The organism is Nonomuraea sp. NPDC004354 (genome assembly GCF_053602555.1).
In genome coordinates, this window is sequence record NZ_JBSGDV010000012.1 from 169,941 (window position 1) to 182,496 (window position 12,556).

Annotated in this window: 10 protein-coding genes; 5 read left to right on the forward strand and 5 right to left on the reverse strand. The window is 70.4% G+C overall.

Features of this window, described 5'->3' with window-relative positions; translation table 11 throughout:
* Positions 1-61: 61 nt before the first annotated feature.
* On the reverse strand, positions 62-2,047 hold the full coding sequence (locus ACWENQ_RS29165; RefSeq protein ID WP_452417095.1) for a hypothetical protein: 1,986 nt from the start codon (positions 2,045-2,047) through the stop codon (positions 62-64).
* A 218-nt stretch (positions 2,048-2,265) separates the two neighbouring features.
* Between ACWENQ_RS29165 and ACWENQ_RS29170 the strand changes: the two genes are divergently transcribed.
* The 5 genes from ACWENQ_RS29170 (at position 2,266) to ACWENQ_RS29190 (ending at position 8,890) form a co-directional block, all read left to right on the forward strand.
* Positions 2,266-3,666: a hypothetical protein gene (locus ACWENQ_RS29170; protein ID WP_452417097.1), complete on the forward strand. Its 1,401-nt coding sequence runs from the start codon at positions 2,266-2,268 to the stop codon at positions 3,664-3,666.
* Positions 3,667-3,911: 245 nt separating this feature from the next.
* Complete coding sequence (locus tag ACWENQ_RS29175) at positions 3,912-5,537, forward strand: LCP family protein (RefSeq protein WP_452417099.1); 1,626 nt, start codon at positions 3,912-3,914, stop codon at positions 5,535-5,537.
* 253 nt (positions 5,538-5,790) lie between these two features.
* Positions 5,791-7,077, forward strand: a complete 1,287-nt coding sequence (locus ACWENQ_RS29180; protein ID WP_452417101.1) for an acyltransferase family protein — start codon at positions 5,791-5,793, stop codon at positions 7,075-7,077.
* Positions 7,078-7,134: 57 nt separating this feature from the next.
* Complete coding sequence (locus tag ACWENQ_RS29185; protein ID WP_452417102.1) at positions 7,135-8,097, forward strand: glycosyltransferase; 963 nt, start codon at positions 7,135-7,137, stop codon at positions 8,095-8,097.
* A 67-nt stretch (positions 8,098-8,164) separates the two neighbouring features.
* Positions 8,165-8,890 carry an acetoacetate decarboxylase family protein gene (locus ACWENQ_RS29190; RefSeq protein ID WP_449920383.1) on the forward strand — a complete coding sequence of 242 codons (726 nt, stop codon included), beginning with the start codon at positions 8,165-8,167 and terminating at the stop codon, positions 8,888-8,890.
* Positions 8,891-8,903: 13 nt separating this feature from the next.
* Here ACWENQ_RS29190 and ACWENQ_RS29195 read toward each other — a convergent pair whose 3' ends face one another.
* The 4 genes from ACWENQ_RS29195 to ACWENQ_RS29210 form a co-directional block, all read right to left on the reverse strand.
* Positions 8,904-9,788, reverse strand: coding sequence for a glycosyltransferase family 2 protein (locus ACWENQ_RS29195; protein ID WP_449920582.1), 885 nt, complete (start codon positions 9,786-9,788; stop codon positions 8,904-8,906).
* Between the two features lie 181 nt (positions 9,789-9,969).
* On the reverse strand, positions 9,970-10,737 hold the full coding sequence (locus ACWENQ_RS29200) for a CDP-alcohol phosphatidyltransferase family protein (RefSeq protein ID WP_354906038.1): 768 nt from the start codon (positions 10,735-10,737) through the stop codon (positions 9,970-9,972).
* Positions 10,715-11,755 carry an iron-containing alcohol dehydrogenase family protein gene (locus ACWENQ_RS29205; RefSeq protein WP_354906491.1) on the reverse strand — a complete coding sequence of 347 codons (1,041 nt, stop codon included), beginning with the start codon at positions 11,753-11,755 and terminating at the stop codon, positions 10,715-10,717. The genes ACWENQ_RS29200 and ACWENQ_RS29205 overlap by 23 nt, the downstream gene beginning before the upstream one ends.
* A gap of 28 nt (positions 11,756-11,783) precedes the next feature.
* On the reverse strand, positions 11,784-12,515 hold the full coding sequence (locus tag ACWENQ_RS29210; RefSeq protein ID WP_452417104.1) for a phosphocholine cytidylyltransferase family protein: 732 nt from the start codon (positions 12,513-12,515) through the stop codon (positions 11,784-11,786).
* Between the last annotated feature and the right edge of the window lie 41 nt (positions 12,516-12,556).

A 12,556-nucleotide genomic window follows, 5' to 3' on the forward strand; every position in this document is an offset into this window, starting at 1 on the left:
ACCGTTACCTGGAATGTGATCGTGGCTCCTTGGCCACCCCCACTGCCCGCTCACCTCGCTCTTACACCGGCAGCGCCATCCACACGTCGACCACCAGACGCCACGTCCCGTTGGGCGGCTCGACGAGCGAGCGCTCGTCCTGGCGGGTGTCGAGGGAGACCACGTGCCGCGGCGTGCCGTACGGCGCCAGCTGGCGGCTTTCGGCGGCCAGCAGGACGGGCCGGCGGCCCGCCGCGCGGATGCGTTCGACCAGCCGGCGGACCTCGCCGGGCGCGGCCACGTCGAACCCCGACGACCTGTTCACCTGTGCCGTGGGCAGGCCGCAGGTGCCGCGCACGACCTGCGTGAACCGGTCGGCGGTGACCCGCTCGACGATCAGCACGGAGGCGTCGGGGGGGATCCGCGCGCACAGCCCGGCGACGGCGGCGCGCTCGCCGCGCTCGACGGGGGTGAAGGCGGTGCCGATGGAGACGACCGCCACCGGCACGAGGACGAGCACCGCGCCGGCCGCGGCGAACCAGCGCGTGCCGTGGCCCCGCCGGCCCAGCTTGTCGCGCGACCAGGCCAGCCCCCACATGGCCAGCGCGATCAGGCCGGGGATGACGATCGGCACCAGGCGGCGGGTGGCCCACGGGTGGTCGGGGGTGATCTCGGGACGCAGCAGGGTGGTGACGGTGGTCCAGCCGATGACGGCCAGCGGCAGCAACCACTCGCCGGAGGAGCCGCGCAGCATCCGCCTGACCAGGACGGCCGCGGCCAGCGTCGCCAGCACGACGACGGGGACGCCGACGTACCAGACCACCCAGAACAGCGAGTCCTCGAAGTAGAGCCGGGTGCCGTCGACGGGCAGGCCGTTGGCCTTCTGGGTCGCCTCGAGGAACCGGAAGGTGGTCCGGTCCTCGACCGTGACGGGGGTGCGGCGCACCGTCTGCACCCACGGCCGTACGGCCAGGCCGACCATGACCAGGACGACCAGGGCGGCGCCGATCTCGGGCAGCCGCCGGGGCGGCCTGATCCGCGCCAGCCGTCCCGCCAGCGCCGTGCCGACGGCGGTCAGGACCAGAACCACGACACAGATCAGCAGCAGCGGACGCACCGAACGGGACAGGTAGTCGAGGTAGGGCCCCGCGAACACCCATGCCGCGACGAAGCCCAGCCCCACGCCCACGGCCAGCCCCGCCAGCAGGGAGAAGCCGCGCCGCAGCGCGACCAGCAGCCCGCCGAAGGCGAGCACCGGCAGCACGTCGCGCAGCGCGTCGATGCGCACGAGCACCGCCAGCCCGAACACCAGCCCCGCCACGGCCGTCTCCCACCTGTCGTGGGCGTCGTGCAGAAGGGCGATGCCGCCGAAGATCAGGATGACGGAGGCGATCTCGCTGAACGTGGCGCGGGAGGTGTAGAGGATCGGCATGCTGATCGCGAAGGTCAGCGCCGCGAGCGGGGCCCACCGGGCGCCCGCCAGCCTGGCCACCACCCCCGCCACGACGAGCACGGCGAGCGCGCCGAGCACGGGCGGCGTGAGCAGCAGCCCGCCCAGCCACTCCCCCGCGGCGTAGAGCATCGGCGGGCCCGGCAGGAACTGCGGCACGACCGCGCCGTCGGAGTCGTAGAAGCCCATGCTGTCGAAGCGCAGTGCGGGGTCGGGGCCGCCGAACGCGTCGGCCTGCTGCGGGATGGGCAGGAAGCCGTTCCTGGCGATCCAGATGGCGTACTGGGCGTAGGTGGCGGGGTCGCGGCGGACGATGAGCTGCTCGCTGTGCAGGACGGCGTTGAAGACCAGCGAGCCGAACGCGATCCCGACGACGCCGCCGGCCTGCCAGGCCGTGGCGTCGAGGTCGGTGATCCTGGGCAGCGTGATCCCGCACAGCGCCACGAGGACCACGACGCTGAGCGCCAGGGTGGGCAGCGGGCGGAACCAGCCGGCCAGCAGCAGCGGCAGCCCGGCCAGCAGCCAGCTCGCCACGGCGAGGGCGGGCAGCACGGAGACGACGGCGAGCACCCTGCCCGCCGACGGTCCGCGCGTCTGATCGAACCAGGCCAGTCTCATCAGTTGATCGGGAGGCTATCCAACGCGGGCCACCGCTCACACCACCCGGCCGTGGCCGGGGTCACGACGGGCGCGCCGGGCGCGAGACGCCGCGTAGCCGGGAGCGGTGGCAGGAGCGGGTAGCGTACGGCTGGCGTCGGGTGCCGCCCGGCCGGTGGCTGCAGCGTCGGGGACGGAGGACACGCGGGGTGGAGACCGGGCTGACGGCCTGGAGGCGAGTGGCCTGGACGCGACGGCTCGCCCGGGCGTCGCGCGACGCGGCGGCGAGGGCGCGGAAGGCGGCAGGCCCGTGGGCCCGGCGGCACCGCTGGTTCCTGGCCGTGTTCGCGCTCGGCGCCCTGCTGCGGGCGATCACGATGCTGGGCTACCGGCCCGCGCTGTGGTTCCCCGACTCCTACACCTACATCGTCACCGTCTTCCACCCGCGCCCCGACCTGGTGCGCCCGGCGGGCTACTCGCTCTTCCTCAAGCTGCTGCAGCCCTTCCACAGCTTCGCGGCCGTGACCGCCGTTCAGCACCTGCTGGGCCTGGCCACCGGCGTCCTGGTCTACCTGGCCGCCCGCAGGGTGCCGCGGTGGGCGGCCACGCTGGCCGCCGTTCCCGTGCTGCTCGACGCCTACCAGATCGAGCTGGAGCACCTGCTGGTCTCCGACGCGCTGTTCACGTTCCTGGTGGTGGCGGCCGTGGTCCTGGCCATCAGGAAGAACCTGACCTGGCGTACGGCTCTCGCCATCGGGCTGCTGCTGGCCTTCGCCTCCCTCACCAGGACCGTCGGCCAGCCGCTCGTCGTGGTCATCGGCGCGTGGCTGCTGCTGCGCAGGCGGATCGGACCGGCCGGCGTCATGGCGGCGGCCGCGCTGCTGCCGGTGCTGGCCTACGGAGCCTGGTTCCACGCCACCTACCAGCGGGTCGGCATCGTGGGCGCCAACGGCGTCTTCCTCTACGCCCGCACGATGTCGTTCGCCGACTGCGCCAGGATGGATCCGCCCGCCGACCTGGCCGTGCTGTGCGACCCGCGTCCGGCGGGCCGGCGGCCGCCGTCGCAGGAGTACATCTGGGCCAAGGACGCGCCGCTGGTGAAGCTGCCCGGCATCACCTTCTCCCGGGCCAACGACGACCTGGCGGGCAGGTTCGCACTGCTGGCCATCCGCGCCCAGCCGCTCGACTACGCGGGCTCGGTGCTGTCGGAGCTGGCCCGCACGTTCGAGCTGGGCAGGCCGGTCTATCCGGACGCGGAAATCTACGGCTACTACGAGTTCCCTGTGAATCCCCCGGGACCGCCGGGCCGTTATCCCGCCCAAGTAGGCGCACAATTCGCACAAAAATACGAAAATGGCGCTATTGGCACGGACATCGTGGAGCCGTTCGCCGGCTGGATGCGCGCCTACCAGGACGTGGCGCACCTGCCGGGCGCCGCCCTCCTGGTGATCCTGCTCGTCCCGCCGGTCATGGCGATCAGGCGCAGGAGCTACCAGGGCGCGTGGCTGCTGCCCTGGTCGACGGCATGGGTGCTGCTGATCGTGCCGCCCGCCGTGGCCGAGTTCGACTACCGCTACACGCTGCCGGCCGTACCGCTCGCCTGCCTGGCCGCGGCGCTCTCCGGCAGCCCCAAACCGTAAAATTTTGCACATCCACATTCCATGAAATGTCCGAGTCTGAGTAAGCTCTGGGTCTGGATCATCACGCTCGGGTCACGACCGATTAGGTCGATCATGGCTCCGGCAACGCTTACAGTGACTTAGTCTCATGGCGCGATGAGCGATCGACCGAGCCAGCATGAAGCGGGCTCCGAATCTCCGGACGAGGAGGCCGTGGTGAGCAGCACGCCGAACACGGACTCCCCGCCCTCGGGTGAGGGGATCGTATGAGCAACCACAGGAGCGTCGACGTCCAGGATCGCCTGGTCGTACCGGCCGGTCCCGGCCACCGGTCCTCCCGCAGGGCCGGCGCCGCGTCCCCGCCCCCACCACCCCGTCCACCGGAGGAGCCCCGCGGCCACCGCGGCGGTGGCGGCGGCCGCAGGAAGCTGAGCGGCATGGCGTGGGCCAGCATCGCGGTCACCGGCCTGATGGTCGCCGGCTCGCTGACCGGCTACACGGTCTATCGCAGCGCGTTCAGCAACATCAAGACCGATGACGTCGACGGCAAGATCGTCAACAAGCGCCCGGTGAACGCCACCGGCGCGCTCAACGTGCTGATCGTCGGCTCCGACACCCGCCACGGCGACGGCAACGCCAAGTACGGCAAGATCGACTCGATGCGCGACTCCGGCAAGCGCACCGACACGATGATCCTGATGCACATCTCTCCAGCGCGCGACAAGGCCACGCTCGTCAGCTTCCCGCGCGACTCGATGGTCGAGATCCCCAGGTGCACGAAGGACGGCCAGCCCGGCGTGATCATGCCGGCCACCCGAGGCATGATCAACTCGGCCTACAACACCGGCGGCATCGCCTGCACGATCACCACGATCGAGAGCCTGACCGGCATCCCCATCGACCACCATGTCGAGATCGACTTCAACGGCTTCAAGAGCATCGTCGACGCCCTCGGCGGCATCGAGATCTGCCTGGCCAACCCCGTCGACGACCGGAAGTCCAAGCTCAAGCTGCCGGCGGGCCGCTCCACGCTGAACGGCGAGCAGGCCCTCGGCTACGTCCGCCTGCGCGCCTACGGCAACGGCAGCGACCTCCAGCGCATCAAACGGCAGCAGATCTTCGCCAGCCAGGTGGTCAAGAAGGTCACCAGCGGCGGGGTGCTGACCAACCCCACCGAGCTGATCAGCCTGATCAACGCGGCGGCCTCCTCGGTCACCATGGACAAGGAACTGGCCAACAACACCACCAAGCTCCTCGAGATCGCCCAGAGCGCCAAGTCGCTCACGGCGAGCAAGGTCCAGTTCTACACGGTTCCCGTCCTGGACGACCCCCAGGACAAGAACCGCGTCATCTGGAACACCGCCACCGCGCCGGCGCTCTTCTCGGCCATCAAGAACGACACCCAGTTGCCCGATCCGGCCCCGTCGACCACGGTCAAGAAGGTCGTGCCGAAGGTGCAACAGGTCAAGGTCCAGGTCATCAACGGCACCACCACCGTCGGCAGGGCGGGCGAGGTGGCCAAGCAGCTGTCCGACCTGGGCTTCCAGGTCGTCGGCACGGGCAACGCCCTCACCGCGGCCGGCACCAGCCAGCCGACCACCAAGCTCCTGTACGGCAAGCGCGACACCACCGGCCCCGACTACGCCGACGTGCTCGCCGGCAAGCTGTCCGGCACCAAACGGGCCGCCACCAAGGGCAAGGTCAAGGTCGTCAACCCGGCACCGTTCACCGGCGGCGGCGCCTCGACCCAGACCGTGTCGGACACCGGCGCCGACGCGGCCCCGGTCATCCAGCTGCTGATCGGTGACGATTTCACCGGTGTCCGCACGGAGATCCCCGACGGCATCAAGGAGACGGCCATCAAGGCCGATACCAAGAACATCTGCTCCTAGCGCCCGTCGATGGACGACCGTCACGGACGGGCACGGAGCGGGTCTTCTGACTCGCTCCCTGCCTGCCAGTCAACCTCCAGATTCCCTGTGGATTCCCTCCGTTTCCCCCGTCTCCGCCGCGACATCCGCCGCACAGGCCATTACTGTTGTCAGACCGCCAACGCGATTCGGCATCCTGCTAGGCGTGTGCATGAAGCCACGGTTACCGTGGCTTGCGATCACCGGCCCCGATAGATAGCTGAGCGTCCCCACCGTGAGTGACCCCCGATCGCCCTTCCCGGTTCCGGCCCACAGCAGCAACGGCACCGCGCGCGCCGCCGCGGGGGCGCCGCCTGCCGAGACGGGACGGGTGGACACCCGCCGGCCAGGGCCGGGCGAGCCGCCCCAGCAGGGCGCGATGTGGGGCGAGCAGCCGGCGGAGGCCTCCTTCTGGGGTTCGGCCCCCGCGCCACAGCAGCAGCGGCCCGGCGAGCCCGCGCAGGAGCGTCCCGCCGAAGGCGCGCAGGAGGGTCCCGGCGAGAGCGAGCCCGAACGGCCGAAGCCGCGCAAGCGCGAGCCGTACCTCGACAACGTCAAGTTCCTGCTGATCTCGCTCGTGGTGGTGGGCCACTCGCTGGTGCCCACGCTCGACGCCGACTCCTCCAAGGCGCTCTACGTCTTCGTCTACACCTTCCACATGCCGCTGTTCGTCATCATCAGCGGCTACCTGTCCAGGAACTTCTGGAACTCCAACGCCAAGACCAACAAGCTGGTCGACACCTTCGTCATGCCGTACGTGATCGTGGAGATCGGCTACGCGGCGCTGCGCTTCTCCCTCGGGCAGAAGTGGAGCCTGACGATCATCGACCCGGCCTGGCTGAACTGGTACCTGCTGGCGCTGCTGTTCTGGCGGCTGTCCACACCGGTGTGGAAGCGGATGCGGCAGCCCGTTCCCGTGGCCATCGCGATCTACCTGTTCGCCGGGTTCTCGCAGATCTCCGGCGACTTCAGCATGGACCGCTTCTTCGGCCTGCTGCCGTTCTTCGTGATCGGCCTGGTGATGCAGCCCGAGCACTTCGAGATGCTCAACCGCGTCTGGGTCAAGGTCGTCGCGGCCGTGACGCTGCTGGCCGCCGCGGGCGTGGCGATCTACATCGGGCTCGGCCCGTGGTCGCTGAAGCCGTTCTACTTCAAGCACAGCTTCCAGGACATGGACCTGTCGTGGTACATGGGTCTCGGGCTGCGGGCGGGGCTGCTGCTCGCCTCGCTGGCGATGTGCTTCGCCTTCCTCGCGCTGGTGCCGCGCGGCGAGACCTGGTACACCGACCTCGGCACCCGCACGCTCTACTGCTACCTGCTCCACGGCATCCCCGTGCTGATCGCCAAGGAGATGGGCTGGCTCGACCTGCCCTGGCTGCACGGGCCGCTGGGGGTGCTGGCGATCAGCACCAGCGCGTTCGCGCTCGCCATCGTGCTGTGCCTGCCCGAGACGCGCACGGTGTTCAAGTGGGTGCTCGAGCCGCGCCTGACGTGGCTCTACCGCCGGCCGTCCGGAAGTTAAACGGCAGTTCCCTTCGCATTCACGCAGGTGATGGCATAGCCGCGCACCATCGCCTTTATGCGCGTTTGCGTCGGCACCACCCTTCATCATCCCGAGGACGCCCGGATCATGCACCGGCAGATCAGGGCGCTGCTCGACGCGGGCCACGAGGTGACCTACGTCGCTCCTTTCACCCACTTCAACGTGACGCCCGTGCCGCCGATCACCGCGATCGACGTCAGGCGGGGCGGCGTGCCGCGGGCCGCGCTCAGGCGCGGGGCCAAGGACGCCGACCTGCTGATCCTGCACGAGCCCGAGTTGCTGCTGGCGCTGCCGTTCCGGCATCCGCCGGTCGTGCTGGACATCCGCGACGAGCCGGTGGGGACGCTGGGCCGCGGGCTCGTCACCCGGGCCCGGCGGCTGCACCACGTGCTCGAACCCGACGCCGCCGAGGCCACCCAGGCCGCCACCGCGCCGCCGCCACCCGGTGACACCAGGATCGTCCACATCGGACGGCTGACCACACCCAAGGGCGTCCAGGAGCTGATCGACCTGGCCCATCGGCTGGTGCCCCACGGGATCAGGCTCGACCTCATCGGGGCCGCCGACCGCGAGGTCAGGCCCCTCCTGCGCGACGCCCAGCGGGTTGGCCTGCTCGACTGGTACGGCTACGTGCCCAACCGGCACGCCCTCCGCATGGCCGAGGGCGCTCTCGCGGGGGTGTGCCTGTGGCGCGAGCCCTCCGCCAGACCGCCCACCAAGGTCCTCGACTACATGGGCCGCGGCGTGCCCGTCGTCACGACGCCCGTGGCCGCCGCTGTGGTGGAGCAGGCGGGCTGCGGGTCGGTCGTGCCGTACGGGGACGTTGACGCCGCCCTGAACGCGCTGCTGGACCTCAAGGAGGACCCCGAGCGGCGCGCGAAGCTGGGCGCGGCGGGCAACGCGCTCGCCCGCCGCCACCACCACTGGCCCGACCAGGCGGCGGCGTTCGTCGGGCGCCTGGAGAACTGGGCAGGCGTCGCCCACGAGCTGGCCGTCTGACGCCTTCCCCCGGCGGAGTTGCGGCAAGACGTGGACGGAGGGCCTGATGGTCACATGTACTGGAGCCATGGCTTCGCATCTGATCCAGGGCCGCACGATCACCATGCCCGTGAGGGTGACCGACGCCACGGTCTGCAGCGCCATGTACCCGGTCCGCGCCGACGCGGCCCGCGCGGTGATCGCCTACTCGGGGCTCGACGTGGCCGAGGTACTGCCCGGCAAGGCCATCTGCACGCTGGTGTTCGTCGAGTACCGCGACAGCGACCTCGACTCCTACCACGAGTTCGGCGTCACCTTCCTGGTGCGTCCGCCGGGCAGCCCGCGCCCGCGTACCGCGGGGCCCGCCACGCTGAGGTCGGCGGGCGCGTTCGTCCACTGGCTGCCGGTGGACCAGGGCTTCACGCTGGAGGCGGGCCGGACGATCTGGGGCTTCCCCAAGGAGCTCGCCGACATCGAGCTGCGCCTGTCGTCGCCCTACAAGCGGTGCATCCTGCGCAAGGACGGGCGGCTGGTCATCGACATGCTGGTGAAACCCGGGCTGCCGGTGCCCGGCGCGGCGGCGCCGCTGACGGCCTACACCCACCAGGACGGGGTCACCCGCCGCGTCCCCGCCAGGATGTGGGGCAGCGCGATGCGTGTACGTCCCGGCGGGGCACTCGTCCGGCTGGGCAACCATCCCGTCGCCAAGGAGCTCAGCGAACTGGGCCTGCCGAAGCGGGCGCTCATGTCGACGACCCTGCGGGCGTCCATGACCTTCGACGCGGCGAGCGCCGAGGATCCGGCAGCCGGCTAGTCGCGGGACCGGGTCAGACGATCGGGGGACGGCCCAGCTTCACCATGCGCCATGCCGTACGCCACGCCATCGGCCTGCGCTCGCCCGCCGGAGTGCGCAACCCCTCCAGGAAGCCCTCGAACCAGGCCCGCAGCGCGACCGGCGAACGCCGTTCGCGCCAGAGGGTGAGCACCACCCAGTCGAGCAGGTACCACGCCGCCAGCGGCCACGGCAGGTTGCGCCGCGCCAGCCACACCCGGTTGCGGGCGTTGAGCCGGTAGAAGTCCGCGTGCCTGGTCGGCGGCACCTGCGGGTGGTACATGACGGTCTGGGCGTCGTACTCGATGCGGTAGCCCTCGCCGAGCAGCCGCCAGGCCAGGTCGGTCTCCTCGTGGGCGTAGAAGAACCGCTCCGGCAGCCCGCCCACCTGGAGGAAGGCCGACCTGCGGATGGCGGAGGCGCCGCCGAGGAAGGTCGTGACGGGTGAGGAGCGCTCCGGGTCGCCCGCGCGCAGGCGCGGCACGTGGCGGCGCTGGCCGATGCCGCCGTCGGGGTCCATCACGCGGAAGGAGATGACGGCCAGGTCGGGCTCGGTGGCGAAGCGGTCGCGGACGTGGGCGACGACCTTCTGGCTGGCGTACCAGCCGTCGTCGTCGAGGAAGAGGACGACGTCGCCCGAGCACTCCTCGACCCCGCGGTTACGCCCCGCGGGAATGCCGGTGTTGTGCGCCAGGCGGACGGTTTTGACGGTCGCGGCAGAGCCCTCGGGCGGTGTCGCCGACAGCGCGGGCACGTCGGCACCGTTGCCCACGATGACCACCTCGACGTCGCCGTCGATCTGGTTGAGCGCGGACTCGACCGCCCGGTTCAGCTCGGCGACCCGGTTGCCCATGGTGAGGATGACGCACGAGATCTTCAACGGGTCATCGCCTTGACGCGTCGAGAGCACGAGCGGAGCATTCTTTCATGATCACCGAGTCTGCTGGGGTCTGCCAATATGCGGATTGATGGAGACAAGAGTATCGGAACCGTCAGTGAACCCCCACCGAACAGCGGGCGTCTGATCCCTTCGACGGGTACGGCGCCCCGACGGTTCCGACTCACGCTAGCCGCCTCGAAGCCAGAATGCTGACCAGATGAAGAATGACCTGGATGCCCGCGGCGACCACGCACGCCACGGTAAGCACCTTGGTGGCGGTGATGTCGCCGACGACCAGGTCGATCACGGCGGCCAGCACCGCGAGGATCGACAGCTCCACCGCCTGGACGATGCGGTGGAACTTGGTGGCGCCGATGACCCTGCGCGCCAGCCCCATCAGCCCTGACCGGAACTGCCCGGCCGACGACTCGGTCGCCGCCGGCAGGCCCGAGCGCGCCCTGGCCACGTCGACCAGGTCGGTCTCCGCCTTGATCAGGATCGCACCGAGCGCGGCGGCGACGCCGAGCACGGTGTACCAGTCGGGCAGCGTAGTCGAGGCCCGGAAGCCGAGCCCGATCAGCAGGGCCGCCTCGCAGAAGTAGTGGCCCACGCGATCGAGGTAGACGCCGGTGATCGAGGTGCGGCGCGTCCAGCGGGCCAGCTCGCCGTCCGAGCAGTCGAACAGCAGGTAGAGCTGGACGAGCAGGAAGGACGCGACAGCCGCGGCCAGACCAGGCAGCGCCAGCACCGCTCCGGCGACGAGCCCCGTGACGATCATCAGCCCGGTGGTCTGGTTGGGCGTGATCGGCGTCTTGGCGAGCGCCCAGGTCACGTAGATGGACAGCTTGCGCATGTAGAGCGAGCCGGCCCAGTGCTCGCCGCTCTGGCGGTCCATCGTGCCGGCGGGTTGGGCGACCGCCCGCAGCTCAGCTACCGAAGGCCCGGACATAGCTCTCCACCCGATCACGAACCTCGGTTTCCGACAGACGCAGGTGCTCCAGGATCGTGTAGCGACCTGGACGGGTGGCCGGCGCCAGCATGACGGCCTCGGTGAACTGCTCGGCGCTGAGACCGATGTCGCCCGGCGTGACAGGGAGCTGGTGCTGCCTGAGGCAACTCACCACCTGCGTCAGCCTGGCCTGGTCCTCCCTGAGGAAGAAGCAGAAGGCGGCACCGATCCCGGCGAGCTCGCCGTGGTTGGAGGTGCCCGGAAAGAGCTGATCCACGGCATGAAGGATCTCATGATCTCCGCCGCTGGAAGGACGGGATGATCCGGCGATCACCATGGACATGCCCGACAGGATCAGCGACTCGGCCAGAACGGTGAGGAACGCGTCGGACTCGATGGAGTCGGTACGGCCGATCAGCGCCTCGGCCGACGTGCGCGCCATCGAGCAGGCCAGGCCGTCGATCGGCTCGCCCCGCTCCACGTTGCCCAGCTGCCAGTCCTCGATCGCCGACAGGTTGCTGACCACGTCGCCCACCCCGGACCGCACCAGCGCGTCGGGCGCCGCGTGGACGAAGTCGAGGTCGACCAGGATGGCCAGCGGCATCGGCACGCCGAAGGAGCCCTTGCCGCCCTCGTAGACCAGCGACGCGGTCGGCGAGCAGATGCCGTCGTGGGAGAGGTTGGTGGCCACGGCCACCATCGGGATCCCCGCCAGCGAGGCGGCGTACTTGGTGGCGTCGATGGTGCGGCCGCCGCCCACGCCGACGACCACCTCGTAGGCGCCCTTGCGCAGGTCGGCGCCGAGCGAGACGGCCGCCTCGACCGAGCCGTCCGAGACGCGGAACACCTCGGCCTCGGTGAGGGTCGGCGCGATGAGACCCTCGATGTGGTCACCCTGGCCCGGGCCGACCGCCACGGCGACCCTGCCCGAGGTGGCCACCCTGCTGTCGGCGAGCAGCGCGCCGAGCTGGGCGACGGCGCCCCGCCGTACCTCCATGGTGAGGGGCGCCGGCAGCATCCTCGCTAGAAGCGGCATCGAGCCTCCTCTAGTAACGGGTGGCGATGTCGCGGGCCTTGGTCAGGTCGTCGTGGTTGTCGACCTCGACCCACTCGACCTTGCCGATCGGCGCGACGTGGATCTTCTCGCCGCGCCCGACCATCTCCTGGTAGCCGTCCTCGTAGTAGAGCTGCGGGTCGCGCTCGAAGGTCGCCTGCAGCGCGTCGGCCAGGCGCGCGGCGGCGCCGGGCCTGATCAGCGTCGCGCCGATGTACTCGCCGTAGGCCTCGGCGGGGTCCATGAGCTTGGTGATCCGCTTGAGCGCGCCGTCGTCGAGCGTGACCTTCATCTCCTCGTCGGCCAGGCTCTTGACGTCGTCGACGGCGAGCAGGATGTCGCTGGTCGCGGGCGCCGACAGCAGCGTCTCCTCGACCGAGACCGGGTGCACGGTGTCACCGTTGACCAGCAGCGCCCCCTGGGCGAAGTAGTCGCGCGCGCACCACAGGGAGTAGGCGTTGTTCCACTCCTCGGCCTTGTCGTTGTGCACGAGGGTGAGCTTCACACCGTGCCGCTTCTCCAGCTCGGCCTTGCGCTCGTGTACGGCCTGCGCCGCGTAACCGACCACGACGACGACGTCACGCAGGTCCACCGCGGCGAGGTTGCGCAGCGAGATGTCCATGATCGTCGTCTCTCCGTCGACCGGCACGAGCGCCTTGGGCAGCGTGTCGGTGTACGGCCGCAGGCGTCGTCCGGCCCCGGCGGCCAGCACCATTCCCAGCAACGTGCACTCCTCAGTCGAGCATGACTATGTAAGACCCCAAA

What these genes read in the sequence shown, in the direction of transcription:
- ACWENQ_RS29165 (WP_452417095.1), bottom strand. Translation starts at nt 2,047, where the DNA reads ATGAGACTGGCCTGGTTCGATCAGACGCGCGGACCGTCGGCGGGCAGG.
- ACWENQ_RS29175 (WP_452417099.1), top strand. Translation starts at nt 3,912, where the DNA reads ATGAGCAACCACAGGAGCGTCGACGTCCAGGATCGCCTGGTCGTACCG.
- ACWENQ_RS29185 (WP_452417102.1), top strand. Translation starts at nt 7,135, where the DNA reads ATGCGCGTTTGCGTCGGCACCACCCTTCATCATCCCGAGGACGCCCGG.
- ACWENQ_RS29190 (WP_449920383.1), top strand. Translation starts at nt 8,165, where the DNA reads ATGGCTTCGCATCTGATCCAGGGCCGCACGATCACCATGCCCGTGAGG.
- ACWENQ_RS29200 (WP_354906038.1), bottom strand. Translation starts at nt 10,737, where the DNA reads ATGTCCGGGCCTTCGGTAGCTGAGCTGCGGGCGGTCGCCCAACCCGCC.
- ACWENQ_RS29205 (WP_354906491.1), bottom strand. Translation starts at nt 11,755, where the DNA reads ATGCTGCCGGCGCCCCTCACCATGGAGGTACGGCGGGGCGCCGTCGCC.